Consider the following 15,622-nt stretch of genomic DNA (forward strand, 5'->3'; position numbering starts at 1 on the left):
GTCCGGGCGTCTTCAACGCCCGGACCCGGCCGCTTTCACGAGGCTGATCGCCCAGCGCCGGTCAGGCGTATTCGTAGAAGCCCGAGCCCGTCTTGCGGCCCAGCCGACCCGCGTCGACCATGCGCAGCAGCAGCGGGGGAGCGGCGTACAGCGGCTCCTTGTACTCGGAATACATCGAGTCGGCGATCGCCGCGATGGTGTCCAGGCCGATCAGGTCGGACAGCTTGAGCGGGCCCATGGGGTGGGCGCAGCCCATCTCCATGCCGTTGTCGATGTCCTCGCGGTTCGCGACACCGGACGCGAACATCCGGATAGCGGACAGCAGATACGGGATCAACAGCGCGTTGACGACGAAACCGGCCCGGTCCAGGGCATGGATCGCGTGCTTGCCGAGCACCCCTTCGACCAGCGCCTCGGCGCGCTTGATGGTCTCCTCGCCGGTGGTGAGCGCCGGGATCAGCTCGACCAGTGACTGCACCGGGGCCGGGTTGAAGAAGTGAATGCCGATGACCTGGTCCGGGCGGGAGGTCGCGACGGCCAGCTTGACCAGCGGGATGGACGAGGTGTTCGAGGCGAGGATCGCGTCCGGGCGGGTCACCACCTGGTCCAGGACCTGGAAGATCTGCGTCTTGATCTGCTCGCTCTCCACGACGGCCTCGATGACCAGATCGCGGTCGGCGAACTCCCCGAGGTCGGTGGTGAAGCTCAGCCGCTCCAGCGTCGCGTCCCGCTCCTCCTCGGTCATCTTGCCGCGCTCGACGGCCTTGTCGAGGGAGGTGGTCAGGCGGGTGCGGCCGATCTCCAGGGCCTCGCCGGTGGTCTCGGCGACCATGACCTCCAGGCCGGACCGCGCACACACCTCCGCGATGCCCGCACCCATCTGGCCGCAGCCCACTACTCCGACGCGTTCGATGTCGGTCACATCGTGCCTTTCGCTGAGCTAGCTGTCTGTGTGATCCCCCTGTCGGCCCAGACGTTACCTGTCGGTTGGAAACGGCGGACGGGCCGGGGCCGCATTGCCGCCGCCCTGGCCCGCCCGTGTTCACGGTGCGCCGACGACGCCGTTACGGCACGTCTCCGCGCAGGATGCCGCGGCCGTTCGTACCGACGTAGACCCGGCCGTAGACCCGGGGGTCGCCGGTGATGGTGGCGCCGGTCCAGCCCCACTGGTGGGCGTCGTCGTTGACGCGGGTCCAGGTCTTGCCGGTGTCGGTGGAGCGGAAGATGCCGCGTACTCCGCCGATCTTGGCGCTGGTGTAGAGCGTCTGGTACGAGGCGCCGGGGGCGGCCTTGCCGAAGCCGATGGTGTCGGCCTGCTGGACGCCCGGGAGCTTGGTGAAGGTGGCGCCGGAGTCCGTGGAGTGCCACAGCCCGTACGCGCCGGTCGCGGTGCCGCCCGCGAGCCAGATGTCGCCCTCCGCGCCCGGTACGGCCTTGAAGCGCACGCTCTCGGCGGGCAGCCCGGAGGACGCCTTGGTGGTGAAGGTGGCGCCGCCGTCGGTGCTCACGTAGAAGGTGCCGGACTTGTAGCCGTAGAACTTCTTGGGGTTCTTGCGGTCGGACTCGACCACAGCTCCGGCCGGGATGCCGGTGGAGGCCGTCCAGGAGTTGCCGAAGCCCGTGGTGCGGTAGACGGCCGAGGCGCCGTCGGGGCTCCAGACGAAGCCGCTGCCGTCCGCCGCCGAGGCCACCGTGCCGCCGCCGGTGACGCCGGGCGGTTCGGTGCCCTGGAACCAGTTGGCGCCGTTGTCGGTGGAGAAGGCGATGCGCGGGGCGGTGTCGTTGTTGCCCACCCGCACGACGGTGTTCGGGCTGGTCTCGGCGTAATCCAGGCTGGTGGCCGTGGTGAACGACGGCGAGGTGTAGATCTTTGACGGCACCGCGTCGAGGTCGGTGTGGCGGAAGCCGCCGAGGTCGCCGAGCGCGCTCAGCAGCGGGGCGCCGGACGGCGGGCTGACCAGGTCGTTGACCGCCGTCTCCTCCAGACCCCGCACCATCGGCGTGATCTTCGCCTGGCCGCCGGAGTCCCACGCGGACAGGTTCTCGGTGCCGTAGATGGTCGCGCCGGTGCCGTACATCATCCGGTTGGAGTCGAACGGGTCGATCTCCAGCGCCTCGGTCATCCAGCCCAGCTTCGGGGTGACCTCGGGCGGGGCCGGGTTGGTGCCGAAGGTCAGCCAGGGGACCGAGGAGATGTCCTGGGTGTAGCGGAAGGAGCGGTTCGGGTAGCTGGTGAAGTCCCAGGCCCGGGTCCAGGTGGCGCCGGAGTCGGTGGAGCGGAAGATCTGGGTGTCCGGCCACCAGGAGCTGTAGCCCGTCACCATGAGGGTGCCGGGCTTCTGGCGGTCCACGGTGAGCCCGCTGTAGCCGAAGGTGGTGTCGGCGTCCGCCGTGGGGCTGATGTTCTTCCACTCGCCGGTCGCGGTGGCGTACCGCCACACCTGGCCCTTGCCGCCGTCGTACGGGCCGCCCTTGTCGCTCGTGGTGAGGTAGAGATAGCCGTTCTTCGCGTCGAGGACGCCCTTGTGGGAGAGGTAGCCGGTGGGCTGCCCGGCGATACGGGACCAGGTGGCGCCCGCGTCGGTCGAGCGGTAGACCGTGTTGTCCTTGTCGGCCACGCCCACGTAGATGGTCTTCGTGGCGCTGCCGGACGAGCCGGTGCGCTCGTCGAACGTCACCCACACCACGCCCTGGTTGTCGCTCGCGTAGCCGCTGCCGTCGTTCGGGTTCTCGACGTAGTTGCCGGGGTTCGGGAAGGCGGTCACCTTCGACCAGCTGACCCCGGAGTCGGTGGAGCGCCACAGGCCGTTGCCGCTGGGCGCGCCGAGGTACAGCACGCTGTTCCGGTTCGGGTCGACCGCCAGCCGCTCGCCCATGCCACGGCCGGGCATGTTGCCGCCGAGCTTGAAGGGGAGCGCGGTCGACTGCCAGGTGGCGCCCCGGTCGGAGGAGCGCAGGATCGCGCCGTTGCCCGGGTCCCAGCTGTTGGTGTACGTACCGGCCGCCACGTACACCTTCTCCGGCGCGACCGGGTCGCTGGCCAGGCTGACCACGCCGGTCCAGCCCCAGCGGTCCCAGCCCACCGAGTCCAGCAGCGGCACCCACCGCTTGCCGGACTGGTCCCAGCGGTACGCGCCGCCGATGTCGGTGCGGGCGTAGGCGAGGTTCTTCTCCTTGCGGTTGAAGACGATGCCGGGGACGAAACCGCCGCCGTCGATGCGGACGTTCTTCCAGCTGTAGGCGAGACGTTTCGCCGGTGGGGTGGGGGAGTCGTCGGGGCGGGCCGCTGCGGGGGCGGCGGCCGCGGTCAGTAATCCGCCGACGAGCGCCAGCACGGTCATGAGCGCGCCGAGCGGTGTCTTTCTCCTGCCTCTGCTGCTGCCTCTGCTGCGCACGGGAACTTCCTCTCCGGGCGTGGGGGTGTGGGGTGTGCGGGAGGTGCGGTGAGGGTGTTGGGAGCGCTCCCATGCGTGCGTGCTTTCGATGCTAACGGCCGGATGGCCCTGCGAGAAGAGTGAAGTCAGGGGGTACCCATTGCCGCCCGCCCCCAAGGCGCCCATCATCGGCGGGAGTTGTGGTGTGGCGCGAGCGAGGAGTGAGCATGGGTCGGATCACGGGCATCACACGGCGAAGTCTGACGGCCGCGGCCGCCGGGGCGCTGGCCACGGCCGCCTGGCCGGGCGAGGCGTCAGCGGATGAGCAGGGGGGCCGCAGACAGTTCCGGGGGATGTGGCTGGCCTCGGTCGCCAACCGCGACTGGCCCGCGCGCCCCGGACTCCCCGCCGCCGAGCAGCGGGCCTCGCTGCTCGCCTTCCTCGACACCGCCGTCGAGCGTCGGCTCAACGCGGTCGTCTTCCAGGTCCGGCCCACCGCCGACGCGCTGTGGCCGTCCCCGTACGAGCCCTGGTCGGAGTGGCTGACCGGCGTGCAGGGCCAGCACCCGGGCTGGGACCCGCTGGGCACGGCGGTGCGCGAGGCGCACCGGCGCGGTCTGGAGCTGCACGCCTGGTTCAACCCGTACCGCGTCGCCAACCACGCCGACCCCACCCGGCTGCTTCCCACCCATCCGGCCCGGGTGCACCCCGAGTGGGTCGTGCCGTACGGCGGCAAGCTCTACTACAACCCCGGGCTGCCCGAGGTCCGCCGCTTCGTCCAGGACGCGATGCTGCACGCGGTCGCGCGCTACGACATCGACGCCGTCCACTGGGACGACTACTTCTACCCCTACCCGGTGGCGGGCCAGGTCTTCGACGACGACGCGGCGTACGCGGCCCACGGCGCGGGCTTCCCCGACCGGGCCGCGTGGCGGCGGAACAACATCGACCTGCTGGTCCGGGAGACCGCCGCCCGCGTCAAGCGGCTGAAGCCGCGTGTGCGGTTCGGCATCAGCCCCTTCGCGGTGTGGCGCAACCGCGCCACCGACCCGCTGGGCTCGGACACCCGGGCCGGGGTGCAGACGTACGACGATCTGTACGCGGACACCCGGCGCTGGGTGCGGGAGGGCTGGATCGATTACGTCGTCCCGCAGGTCTACTGGAACATCGGCTTCGCCGCCGCCGACTACGCCAAGCTTGTGCCGTGGTGGGCGGAGGTGGTGCGGGGCACGGGTGTGGGGCTCTACATCGGCGAGGCGCTGTACAAGGCGGGCGATCCGGCGCAGCCCGCGCCCTGGCAGGACCCGGCGGAGCTGTCCCGCCACCTCACCCTGTGCGCGGACTATCCGCAGGTGCGGGGGAACGTGTACTTCTCGGCGAAGGAAGTGGCCGCCGACCGCAACGGCGCGATGGCGCGCGTGGTCGCCGACCACTATCCGTGCCGGGTACGTCCGCCCCGCTGAGCCTGGCCCTCGGCCGTGCTACCGCTGTCCGGCGGGCAGATGACGTACGACGGAGTCGGGGCCCGGGGAGAACAGGCATTCGTGACCGTCGTCCTCGTAACGGACGCGGTACGGCGGTTCCCCGTGGTTCCCGAGCACTTCGATGATCTCTGCGGTCCGGTCGTGAACTCCGACAACCCTGCCGTGCACCAGCAGCTTGTCGCCTACGGTCGCCTCCATCTGCGTGACCTCCTGTAGTGGCTACCCGGAGGGCAATTGCGATCCCTGTGGCCAGTCTATGGCCGGCGCACCCGGATCGCGCCCGCCGGGTTCGCCCCGGTTCGCTCCTGTTGTTCACCCCCGCTGCGTCACCCCGATGCACACCAGCACCGCGACGGCGGCGATCGGCGCGGCCGGGCCGATGTGTTCGCCGAGCAGCAGCACCGACCACACCAGGGTCAGCAGCGGCTGGGCCAGCTGCAACTGGCTGGCCCGGGCCACGCCGATGGCGGCCATGCCCCGGTACCAGACCACGAGCCCCACGAACTGCGAGCCGACCGCCAGCCACAGCAGCCCGGCGACGGCGTGCCCGCCGAGCTGCACCGGCTCGGCGTACAGCGCGATCGCCGCGCCCGGAACCGCCACCGGTACGCAGGCCACCAGTGCCCAGCCGATCACCTGCCAGCCCGGCATGGAGCGGGCCAGCCGCCCGCCCTCGGCGTAGCCCGCCGCGCACACCAGCAGCGCGCCGAACAGATACAGATCGCCGGTGGTCGGCGCGCCGCCGCTCTGCTGCACCGCGAAGCCGATCACCACGGCGGCCCCGGCCAGCGCCGCCGCCCAGAAGCGGCGCGAGGGCCGCGCCCCGGTGCGTACGGCGGAGAACACGGCCGTGGTGAGCGGCAGCAGCCCGACGACCACGGCGGCGTGCGAGGTGGTGGAGGTCTGCAGCGCGAGCGTGGTCAGCAGGGGAAACCCGACCACCACCCCGGCCGCGACCACCAGCAGTCCGGGCCAGTGGCGCCGCTCCGGCGGCGCCGCCCGCCGCGCCACCAGCGCGCTCCCGGCCACCAGCGCGGCGAGCACCACCCGGCAGGTGGTCACCGACCAGGGGCCGAGCCCTTCCAGCGCCCAGGCGGTGCCGGGGAAGGTGAGGGAGAAGGCGACCACGCCGAGGGCGGCCAGCAGCGTGCCGCTCCGGGCGGTGCCGTGGGAATCGGCCGCGATGGTGGCGGTGGCGGTGGCGGTGGGGTCCGGCCCGGGGGCGGCGGCACCGCTCACCGCTATCGTGTCGTCGGTAGTAGCGCTATCCTGTGCTCTCATGCAAGAGCGTAGCAGTGTCGCCGAACTGGCCGAATCCCTCCGCCGGGATCTGAACCGCTACTCGCCCGGTGAGAAGCTGCCGTCCAGCCGTGCCCTCGTCGAACGCCACCGGGTGAGCCCGGTCACCGTCTCCCGCGCCCTGGCCGCGCTCGCCGCCGAGGGGCTGGTCGTCACCCGGCCCGGCGCCGGTGCCTTCCGGGCCGCGCCGCGCGTCGAGGCGCCACGGGCCGGGGACACCTCCTGGCAGGAGGTCGCGCTGAGCGTCGAGACACCGGGCGAATCCGTCCCGCGCTCGGTCGACGCCTCGGGCGTGCTGGCCACCCTCGCCGCCCCGCCGCCCGGGATCCTGGAGCTGAACGCCGGGTATCTCCACCCCTCGCTCCAGCCCGAGCGCGCCATGGCCGCCGCCCTGGCCCGCGCCGGGCGGCGGCCCGGCGCCTGGGGCCGCCCGCCCATGGAGGGCCTTCCCGAGCTGCGCGCCTGGTTCGCCCATGAGATCGGCGGGCGCGGCGGTGCCGTCGCCGCCGCCGATGTGCTGGTCACGGCGGGCGGCCAGTCCGCGCTGACCTGCGCGTTGCGCGCCCTGGCTCCGCCCGGCGCGCCCGTCCTGGTCGAATCGCCCACGTACCCCGGCATGCTCGCCGCCGCCCGCGCCTCCGGGCTGCGCCCGGTCCCCGTCCCGGTCGACGCGGACGGCATCCGCACGGATCTGCTCGCCGAGGCGCTGCGGGCGGGCGGCGCCCGTGTCGTCGTCTGCCAGCCGCTGTTCCAGAACCCGACCGGTACGGTGCTCTCCGCCGAACGGCGCCGCGAGGTGATCCGGATCGCGCGCGAGGCGGGCGCGTTCGTGATCGAGGACGACTTCGCGCGCCACCTCGTCCACGAGGACGCGCCCCCGCTGCCCCCGGCCCTCGCCGCCGACGACCCGGACGGGGTCGTGGTCCACGTCTGCTCCCTCACCAAGATCACCTCGCCCAGCCTCCGGGTGGGCGCCCTCGCCGCCCGTGGCCCGGCGCTGGAGCGGCTGCGCGCGATCCAGGTCGTGGACAGCTTCTTCGTCCCGCGCCCGCTGCAGGAAACCGCGCTGGAACTGGTCGGCGCGCCGTCCTGGCCGCGCCATCTGCGGACCGTCGCGTCCGAGCTGCGCACCCGCCGCGAGGCGCTGGTCACGGCGGTGCGGCGAGAGCTTCCCGAGCTGCCCGCACCGCATGTGCCGCCCGGCGGCTACCACCTGTGGCTGCGCCTGCCGCACGGCACCGACGAGGGCGCGCTCGCCTCCGCCGCGCTGCGCGCCGGGGTCGCGGTGGCCCCCGGCCGCCCGTACTTCAGCGCGGAGCCGCCCGCGCCGCACCTCCGGCTGAGCTTCGCGTCGGCGGCGGGCACGGGCGAACTCGCCGAAGGGGCACGGCGGTTGCGTACGGCGTGCGACGAGGCGCTGGCGTAGCGCGCGCCTTTCCGCCGAGGGCCCTCCCCGGGGACCCGCTGAACCGTACGATGCGCGAATGACGTTTCGGCTGACGCTGGTCGCCGCAGGCGCGACCTCCTCGCCGCTCGGGGAACGCTTCGGCGACGACCGGCCGCTGGATCCGGCGGGCCGCCGCGCCGCCGAGCGCGCCGCGCCCGTCCTCCTGCCGCTGGCCGCCGCCGAGCTGCGCTACTGCTCACCGTCACCGCGCAGCCGCGAGACCGGCCTCGCGCTCGGCTTCACCCCGCTCGTCCAACTCGCCCTGCGCGACTGGGACATGGGCCGCTGGGTCGGCCGTACCCTCGCCGATGTGATGGCGCGCGAGCCGCGCGCGGCCGACGTATGGCTCGCCGACCCCCGCGCGGCACCGCACGGCGGCGAATCGCTGCTGGCGTTCATCACCCGGGTCGGCGGCTGGCTGGACACCCGGCCGGTCGAGGAGCACGTCAAGGTGCTCGCGGTGGCCGACCCCGGGGTGATACGCGCCGCCCTGATGTACGCCATCAAGGCACCGCCGCACTGCTACTGGAACATCGACGTGATCCCGCTCTCCACCGTCACCCTCACCGGCCGCGCCGGGCAGTGGCGACTGCGGATGGAGGGCGACATCCCGTAGGCCTCAGTCCGCGCCGTGGAAGCGGCGGTGCAGCGTACGGACCTCCTCGGCGAGGGCCGGGTACGGGCCCTCCACCACCGCGCCCGGCACCACTTCCCGGATCGGCAGGGTCCGCACCGGCGGCGCGGGTACGCCGAGTTCGGTGAGCCAGGCCGACAGCTGCTCCGACGAGCTGGCGTACACGATGCGGCCGAGCCCGACCCAGCCGTGCGCGGCCGCGCACATCGGGCAGTGCTCGCCCGAGGTGTAGACGGTGGCCGCGGCCCGCTCCTCGGGGGTCAGCCGCGCCGCCGCCCAGCGGGCCAGCGCCAACTCCGGGTGGCGGGTGTGGTCGCCGCCCGCGACGCGGTTGTGGTCCTCGGCCAGGACGGTCCCGTCGGCCGCGACGAGCAGCGAGCCGAACGGTTCGTCGCCCACCTCCAGCGCCTCGGTCGCCAGCTCCACACAGCGGCGCAGATGCCGCAGGTCGTCGTCGGTCGTGTGGTCCGCCACGATGCCTCCCCGCCCGGTGGTGATCCCCTTTTTCAGGCCCGTATGCTAATCCGTCAACTCCTCGGCCAGCAGGTCCATCAGGAGGGCGTCGTGCCAACTGCCGTCCGGCCCGCGCTCGTAGCGGCGCAGCACGCCCACCGGGCGGAAACCCGCCTTCTCGTACGCGCGGATGGCGGCGGCGTTGTCCGAGGCCGGGTCGATCACGACGCGGTGGTGGCCGTGGTCGGTGATCAGGTGGCGGGCCAGGGTGCGGACGGCGTCGGTGCCGAGGCCCCGGCCGTGCACCGCCGGGTCCAGGTAGATGTCGATGCTCGCGTGCCGGTAGTCGGGGTCGGTTTCGGCCGACCACTGGATCATGCCGACGACGGCCTCCTCGTACACCACGGCCAGCGTCTCGGTGTCCGCGTCGGTCAGGTCCTCGATCACCGCCGCCACCAGGTCCGCGCCGCCCCGCCAGCGGGCGTACACCTCGGGCCGCGCGCGGATGGCGGCGAGCCGGGGGATGTCGGTGGGGACGGTGGGGCGCAACATGACCCGCGCGCCGTGCAGCGTCGTCCGCGTCTCAGGCACGCGCGGCCCGTTCTCAGGCACGCGCGGCCCGTTCCCGCAGCAGGCGGCGTTCGGGGGCGTTGCGGGTGAGGGAGGCGGCGCGTTCGAACTCCGCGCGCGCCTCCTCCCGCCGCCCCAGCCGCTCCAGCAGATCGCCGCGGACGCTCGGCAGCAGGTGGTAGTCGCGCAGCGCGGGGTCCGCCACCAGGGCGTCGACCAGGACGAGGGCGGCCTCGGGACCCTCCGCCATCGAGACGGCCACCGCCCGGTTCAGCTCCACCACCGGGGACGGGGTGAGGGCGGCCAGCCGGTCGTAGAGGGTGGCGATGGTCGTCCAGTCGGTGTCCTCGTAGCGGACCGCCCGCGCGTGGCAGGCGGCGATCGCGGCCTGGAGGGCGTACGGGCCGTGGCCCGCGTGGTGCAGGGCCTCGACGCCACGGTGGATGAGCAACCGGTTCCACTTCGCCCGGTTCTGGTCGGCGAGCAGCACCGGCGCGCCGTCCGGGCCGGTGCGGGCCGGGATGCGGGAGGCCTGGAACTCCAGCAGCGCGGCCAGCCCGTGCACCTCGGGCTCCTTGGGCATGAGCCCGGCCAGCACCCGGGCCAGGCGGAGCGCGTCCTCGCACAGGGCCGGGCGCACCAGATCGTCCCCGGCGGTCGCGGAGTAGCCCTCGTTGAAGATCAGGTAGATGACTTCCAGGACCGAGGAGAGCCGGGCGGCCCGGTCCTCGCCGTACGGCACCTCGAAGGGCACCCGGGCCGTGGCCAGCGACCGCTTCGCCCGCACGATCCGCTGCGCGACGGCCGCCTCGGAGGCCAGGAAGGCGCGGGCGATCTCCTCCGTGGTCAGCCCGCCCAGCAGCCGCAGGGTCAGGGCGATACGGGCCTCGGGCGACAGCACCGGATGGCAGGCGGTGAAGATCAGCCGCAGCAGGTCGTCGTCGATGTCGTCAGGGTCATCGAGGTCCACGGGATCGGGCGGCGGTACGTCCTCCAGGGCCCGCCCGACCTCGGCCAGCTTGCGCGCGTACGTCTCCTTGCGGCGTACGAGGTCGATCGCGCGGTGCTTGGCGGTGGCCATGAGCCAGGCTCCCGGCTTGTCCGGGACGCCCGACTCCGGCCACTGCTCCAGCGCGGCGATCAGGGCATCCTGCGCGAGTTCCTCGGCGATGCCGACGTCCCGCACGATGCGGGTGACACCGGCGATGATCCGCGCGGATTCGATCCTGAAGACCGCTTCGACCGTTCGGGTCGCTTCGGTCGCGTGTGCTGCCGTCACGGCCACCCATCAGAGCAGCCTCACCACACCCCGGCAAGCGGAACCGGATCAGCCCTCTTCGAGTTCGCGGACCTCGGCGGTGATGGTCCAGTAGTCCTCGTGGGTCTCCAGGAACCGCTTGGTCCACTCCAGCGCCTCGGCCTTGTCCTTGGCCTGGACGAGGGAGTAGCCGCCGATGACCTCCTTGCTCTCGGTGAAAGGCCCGTCGGTGTAGCTGAGCTTGCCACCGGACCAGGTGACCCTGGTCCCCTCGGAGGTGGGCTTGAGCCCGGCGGTGTCGAGCATGACGCCCGCCTTGGTGATCTCCTCCAGCAGCGCGCCCATGCGCTCCATCAGCTCGGGGCTGGGGCCCTCGGCGGGGGCGTTCTTCTCGTCGATACGGATCAGGGTCAGAAAGCGCGGCATGGTGACTCCTCGGTCGCCGGGCGGGGGGCTTTCCCTCGCCTCTCACCCTTACGTCGAACGGGAGACGCCCGGATCGACAGCTCCCCGGAAAAATCTTCAGGAAATTTCTCCGGGGAGCGCGGCGAGCGGGGCAACGGGTGCCGTCAGCCCATATGCGCCGGTCCCGCCTCCTCGCCGTGCTGCTGCTTCCTCGCGTTGATGGCGAACGCGGTCACCGCGAGCCCCGCCAGGAACATGACGGCCGCGGCGGCGAAGGCCCGGGTGTAGCCGTGGGTCAGCGCCTCACCGGCCCTCGCCACCAGGGCGGCGTCGTGCGTGGCCAGCCCCCGGTAGAGGGCGGCGGCCGCCCCGGGCAGCCGGTCGGTCGCCGCCGAGGTGGAGAGGGTCGACATGACCGCGAGCCCGAGGGCGCCGCCGACCTGCTGGGCGGTGTTGAGCAGCGCGGAGGCGATGCCGGTGTCCTCGTGCCGCACCCCGCTGACCGCGCCCAGCGTCATCGGTACGAAGCCCATGCCGAGGCCCAGCGCGGTGACGAACATCGCGGGCATCAGCTGGCCCGCGTACGACGAGTCCGGCTCCAGGGTGGAGAACCAGACCATGCCCGCCGCCGCGACCGCCAGCCCCGGCCCGGCTATCAGTCGCGGCGCGAGGTGGGCGACCAGCTTGGAGCTGAGCCCCGCCGCCAGGGCCATGCCGAAGCTGAAGGGCAGATACGCGAACCCGGTCCTGACCGGGCTGTAGCCCAGGATCAGCTGCATGTAGAGCGTCAGGAAGTAGAAGGTGGCGAACATGCCCGCGCCGATGCACAGCATGGTGGCGTAACTGCCCCACCGGCTGCGGTCCCGGAACAGCCGCAGCGGCATCATCGGGTGCCCGGTCCGGGCCTGGACCAGCAGGAACGCGGCCAGCAGCACGGCCGCCGAGGCGAAGGAGCCGAGCGCGGGCCCATCGGTCCAGCCGTGGTCGCCGCCGCGGGTGATGCCGTAGACCAGGGCGATCAGCCCGCCCGTGCCGGTGATCGCGCCGGGCACGTCCAGCCGCCCGGGGCTCCGGTCGGCCTCGACCAGGGTCCGGGTCCCGGCGAGGACGGCCAGCCCGATCGGGATGTTCACGAAGAACACCCAGCGCCAGTCGAGAACGTCGGTGAGCGTGCCGCCCAGCAGCAGACCGACCGTGGCGCCGACCCCGCCCATGGCCGCGTACACGCCCATCGCCGTATTGCGCGCCCTGCCCGCCGGGAACGTCGTGGTGATCAGGGCCAGCGCGCTGGGCGCGGCCATCGCCGCGCCCACGCCCTGCAGCACCCGGGCGCCGATCAGCAGCCCCTCGCCCGGGGCGAGCCCGCCCAGCACCGAGGCCACGGTGAAGACGGCTATCCCGGTACGGAACATCCGCCGCCGCCCGAACAGGTCCCCGGCCCGCCCGCCGAGCAGCAGCAGCCCGCCGAAGGCCAGCGCGTACGCGTTGACGATCCACGCCAAGTTGCCGTCGGACACGGCCAGATCGGTCTGGATGCTGGGCAGGGCGATATTGGTGATCGTGGCGTCCAGCACCACCATCAGCTGCGCCGCGGCGATCACGAACAGGGCCAGCCCGAGATGGCGGCCCCCGCCCCCGGGCGATTTCCCGGCGGTCTCCGGCCGCGCCGGGGCGGCGGTGGTGGTGGTGTCTGCGGACATCGAAGTCTCCATGAAATGAGCTGAATCGCGGACCGGCCTCGGTCCGCGCGCCCACCTTCCCCGCAATACATGACATCTACCGTCAAGTTTTTCGGGGATCCTCGGAGCATGAAATCCGACCGGATGCTGTCGATCCTGCTGCTGTTGCAGACGCGCGGACAGGTGCCCGCCACCGAGCTGGCGACGCGCCTGGAGGTGTCCGTACGCACGATCTTCCGCGACGTCGAGGCGCTCTCCTCGACCGGAGTGCCCGTCTACGCCGAGCGCGGGCGCAACGGCGGCATCGCCCTGCTGCCCGGCTACCGCACCGATGTGACCGGGCTGACCGCCGACGAGGCGCGGGCGCTGTTCGTGCTGGTCACCGACCGGGCCCACGCCGATCTGGGGCTCGGCCGGGCCATCGGCTCGGCGCTGCGCAAGGTCATGGCCGCGCTGCCGCAGCCGCACCGCGACGCCGCCGCGCTGACCCGCCGCCGCATCCTGGTGGACCCGGTCCGCTGGCGCAGCGGGCCCCCGGCGGCGGTGGCCGACCTGGGGGTGCTGCAGGACGCCGTCTTCACCGACCGGCGGCTGCGGCTGCGGTACCGGCACGGCCGCGACGACCGCGAGGCGTCGTACACCCTCGATCCGTACGGTCTGGTCGACAAGGCGGGCGTCTGGTACCTGGTGGCCGATCACCGCGCCCGACCGCAGCTGTTCCGGGTGGACCGCATCCTGGCGGCGTCGGTCGCCGACGAGCCCGTACGGCGGCGTGAGGGCGCCGAACTGGCCGATGTGTGGGACACCCTGCGCCGCCAGATCGACGACCTCCCCACGGGGGTGGACGTGGTGGTGCGGGTCCGGCGGGCGTCCGTGCGCCGCTTCCTGAGCATCTACCGCGCCGACCTGTCCGCCCCGCCGCCCGCCGAAGCGGACCCCGCCCAAGGCGGCGAGGAGCGGGTGGAGTTCCGGTTGCGCTTCCGCTCCCTGGGCGCGGCCCAGCCCCTGCTGGCCTTCGGCGCCGACGTCGAGGTGATCTCACCGGAGCCGCTGCGCGAGGAGCTGGCCCGCCTCGCGGCGGAGACCGCGGCCCTCTACTCCGGCGGACAGCGGCACTGAGCCGCGCGGCGTGTTCTGGGATGTGCAGGCCGGGCGGGTACCGCCACCTCCGGGGGCCGTGACCCTCGGCTGGGAGCTGATCGAGGTGGATCCGGATACCGGCACCATCGAGGTGGCTTTCACGGCCGGAGAGCAGTTCCTGAATCCTGCGGGCGTGGTCCAGGGCGGATTCCTGGCGGCGATGCTCGATGACACGCTGGGGCCCGCGTTGGTCGCGACGTTGCCGGACGGGCAGTTCGCGCCGACCCTCGGTCTCCATGTGCAGTTTCTGCGGCCCGCCTTGCCGGGCCGCCTCGTCGGGCGCGGACGGATCGTTCAGCGCGGCTCCGAGGTGTGCTTTCTCGCGGGAGAACTCCTCGACTCGCGTGGCAGGCCAGTAGCCGTGGCAACGGCGACCGCGCGCATCACGTCCCTTTCGAAGAAGCCCGGCCGAACGCGGTCGACGAGCAGGCGCCCATCCACGGGAATGGCGGATCGGATGGTGCGCAGGGTGCCGTCACCGGCGCCGATGTCGACCACTTACGGAATCTGGAGAAGTCGGCGGCAGCGATGATGCCGTGTGCCAGATCCCAGGCACGAGGCCACGGACCGCATCCGCCGCGCCCTGCGGAGCGGCTGCCCCAGGTCCGCCAGCTCGAACTGGTCGGCCGCGACCTGGGTGAGGGGCACCGTCAATTGTCACGGAGTGGCCCGAGCTGGCCCGCTGCCAGGGCCGCTGTCAGTGCGCTGTGCCATGATGCGGACGCGTCCCAGGGGAGGGGCGCGGTCTGCTGAGTGCCAGGGGGTTGGGGATGGGTGCGGGTACGGAGCCGGACGGTTCGTCCAGATCCGACGAGGAGTGGGAGCGGTTTCTGCGCGAGTCGGTGGCGGGTGCGGCCGACGCGCCCAAGGAGCCGTCGGCGCGGGCCCGCGACGTGGCGAAGCGGCTGCGCGCGGAGCCTGACCCCCCGGAGGGCTGGCGCAGCTACACGCCCGCGCGGCCCAAGCGGCGCACCGGCTGGTACGTGGCCGGAGTGCTGGCCTTGCTGGTGCTGCTGGTGGTGGCGCTCGCGCCGGGGCGGGTGGTGGACCTGTTCGCCGGTGACGACCCCGCCTCCCCGCCGCCGACGGCCGAGACCCCGGCGGGGGCGGCCCAACGCCCCACCGTGGACGAGCCGTTCCGTGGTTCCCCGGCGGCGAGCTGGGCGAGCGGAGCGGCGGGGATCACCGTGCCGAAGGCCGGGGCGGTCGGCTGGATGAGCGCGGCCGAGGTCGAGCGGGCCCTCACCCGCAGCCGGGACTTCCTGGTCGCGTCCGGCCTGGAGCGCGGGGTGCTGCGGGGCGAGCGCCCCGAGAAGGCGATCTCACTGATCAACCCGCACCAGAAGGACGTCCAGGACCTGCTGAAAACCGCCTTCCGGACCCCGAGCGAGAAGAGCGACCCCCTCCTCCTCTTCAGCCGCTTCCAGCCCTCCCGCACCCACCTGGTCGGCGACGTCATAAAGACCCGGGGCCGCCTCACCTACCGGGAGGGCGAGCGCGGCGCGCTCCAGGTGACCGCCGACGTCACCTTCGTCTACCCGGTCACCCGCGCGGACGCGGGCGGCGGCGACGACGAGATCGTGCGCACGATCGTCCGGCGCGAGCTGGTCCTGAGCTGGGACGACCCGGACAAGGTGATCACCGAGCCGGGCACGTTCTCGATCGTCTCGTACAAGTACGACATGACCAACGGCGGCTGCGGCGCCCCCTCGGGCTACTTCACCCCGCCCTTCGGCCCGGACCGCCGCGCGGACGGGACCGGCACGGAGGTCGACCCGTACGACCGCACCACACCGGTCGGGCAGGGCGAGTCCTCCGGAGACGAGTGCAGGACGGCGACGCGGTCCTAGCGGGCGCGACTGAGGTGGGCGACTGGTTT

General features: G+C 72.8%; 15 protein-coding genes. 6 read left to right on the forward strand and 9 right to left on the reverse strand.

Annotation, left to right across the window (positions count from 1 at the left end; translation table 11 throughout):
• Positions 1-61: 61 nt before the first annotated feature.
• Together ACFV9T_RS39265 and ACFV9T_RS39270 are read right to left on the reverse strand one after the other, a co-directional pair.
• Complete coding sequence (locus tag ACFV9T_RS39265) at positions 62-922, reverse strand: 3-hydroxybutyryl-CoA dehydrogenase (RefSeq protein ID WP_385447712.1); 861 nt, start codon at positions 920-922, stop codon at positions 62-64.
• A 142-nt stretch (positions 923-1,064) separates the two neighbouring features.
• A complete protein-coding gene (locus tag ACFV9T_RS39270) occupies positions 1,065-3,341 on the reverse strand; it encodes a xyloglucanase (RefSeq protein ID WP_385447797.1) in 2,277 nt (758 codons plus the stop codon).
• Positions 3,342-3,601: 260 nt separating this feature from the next.
• On the opposite strand from ACFV9T_RS39270, the gene ACFV9T_RS39275 reads away from it, so the two are divergent.
• Entirely contained in the window at positions 3,602-4,837 is a 1,236-nt protein-coding gene (locus tag ACFV9T_RS39275) for a glycoside hydrolase family 10 protein (RefSeq protein ID WP_385447715.1), read from the forward strand.
• Positions 4,838-4,855: 18 nt separating this feature from the next.
• Here ACFV9T_RS39275 and ACFV9T_RS39280 read toward each other — a convergent pair whose 3' ends face one another.
• Together ACFV9T_RS39280 and ACFV9T_RS39285 are read right to left on the reverse strand one after the other, a co-directional pair.
• Positions 4,856-5,056, reverse strand: a complete 201-nt coding sequence (locus tag ACFV9T_RS39280) for a DUF1918 domain-containing protein (protein ID WP_385447718.1) — start codon at positions 5,054-5,056, stop codon at positions 4,856-4,858.
• Between the two features lie 114 nt (positions 5,057-5,170).
• Positions 5,171-6,139, reverse strand: coding sequence for a DMT family transporter (locus ACFV9T_RS39285; RefSeq protein WP_385447721.1), 969 nt, complete (start codon positions 6,137-6,139; stop codon positions 5,171-5,173).
• Between ACFV9T_RS39285 and ACFV9T_RS39290 the strand changes: the two genes are divergently transcribed.
• Positions 6,138-7,583 (forward strand): PLP-dependent aminotransferase family protein, encoded by a 1,446-nt coding sequence (locus ACFV9T_RS39290; protein ID WP_385447724.1) that lies wholly within the window; start codon positions 6,138-6,140, stop codon positions 7,581-7,583. The two genes, ACFV9T_RS39285 and ACFV9T_RS39290, sit on opposite strands and share 2 nt — an antisense overlap.
• A gap of 58 nt (positions 7,584-7,641) precedes the next feature.
• Positions 7,642-8,220 carry a histidine phosphatase family protein gene (locus ACFV9T_RS39295; protein WP_385447726.1) on the forward strand — a complete coding sequence of 193 codons (579 nt, stop codon included), beginning with the start codon at positions 7,642-7,644 and terminating at the stop codon, positions 8,218-8,220.
• Positions 8,221-8,223: 3 nt separating this feature from the next.
• Here ACFV9T_RS39295 and ACFV9T_RS39300 read toward each other — a convergent pair whose 3' ends face one another.
• The 5 genes from ACFV9T_RS39300 to ACFV9T_RS39320 all read right to left on the reverse strand — a co-directional run bounded on the left by ACFV9T_RS39300 (position 8,224) and on the right by ACFV9T_RS39320 (position 12,624).
• On the reverse strand, positions 8,224-8,712 hold the full coding sequence (locus ACFV9T_RS39300) for a nucleoside deaminase (protein ID WP_385447728.1): 489 nt from the start codon (positions 8,710-8,712) through the stop codon (positions 8,224-8,226).
• A 45-nt stretch (positions 8,713-8,757) separates the two neighbouring features.
• Positions 8,758-9,243, reverse strand: a complete 486-nt coding sequence (locus tag ACFV9T_RS39305; protein WP_385447799.1) for a GNAT family N-acetyltransferase — start codon at positions 9,241-9,243, stop codon at positions 8,758-8,760.
• Between the two features lie 52 nt (positions 9,244-9,295).
• Positions 9,296-10,546 carry an RNA polymerase sigma factor gene (locus tag ACFV9T_RS39310; protein WP_385447731.1) on the reverse strand — a complete coding sequence of 417 codons (1,251 nt, stop codon included), beginning with the start codon at positions 10,544-10,546 and terminating at the stop codon, positions 9,296-9,298.
• A gap of 42 nt (positions 10,547-10,588) precedes the next feature.
• Entirely contained in the window at positions 10,589-10,945 is a 357-nt protein-coding gene (locus ACFV9T_RS39315) for a YciI family protein (RefSeq protein ID WP_385447733.1), read from the reverse strand.
• 143 nt (positions 10,946-11,088) lie between these two features.
• Positions 11,089-12,624 (reverse strand): MFS transporter, encoded by a 1,536-nt coding sequence (locus ACFV9T_RS39320; protein WP_385447734.1) that lies wholly within the window; start codon positions 12,622-12,624, stop codon positions 11,089-11,091.
• Between the two features lie 108 nt (positions 12,625-12,732).
• Here ACFV9T_RS39320 and ACFV9T_RS39325 point away from each other — a divergent pair, with 108 nt between their 5' ends.
• The 3 genes from ACFV9T_RS39325 (at position 12,733) to ACFV9T_RS39335 (ending at position 15,593) form a co-directional block, all read left to right on the forward strand.
• Positions 12,733-13,722 (forward strand): helix-turn-helix transcriptional regulator, encoded by a 990-nt coding sequence (locus ACFV9T_RS39325; RefSeq protein ID WP_385447737.1) that lies wholly within the window; start codon positions 12,733-12,735, stop codon positions 13,720-13,722.
• Between the two features lie 58 nt (positions 13,723-13,780).
• A complete protein-coding gene (locus tag ACFV9T_RS39330) occupies positions 13,781-14,275 on the forward strand; it encodes a PaaI family thioesterase (protein WP_385447740.1) in 495 nt (164 codons plus the stop codon).
• Positions 14,276-14,513: 238 nt separating this feature from the next.
• Complete coding sequence (locus ACFV9T_RS39335; protein ID WP_385447742.1) at positions 14,514-15,593, forward strand: hypothetical protein; 1,080 nt, start codon at positions 14,514-14,516, stop codon at positions 15,591-15,593.
• The last annotated feature ends 29 nt before the right edge of the window (positions 15,594-15,622 follow it).

Origin of the sequence: Streptomyces sp. NPDC059850 (assembly GCF_042731515.1) — a bacterium.
Classification (GTDB): domain Bacteria; phylum Actinomycetota; class Actinomycetes; order Streptomycetales; family Streptomycetaceae; genus Streptomyces.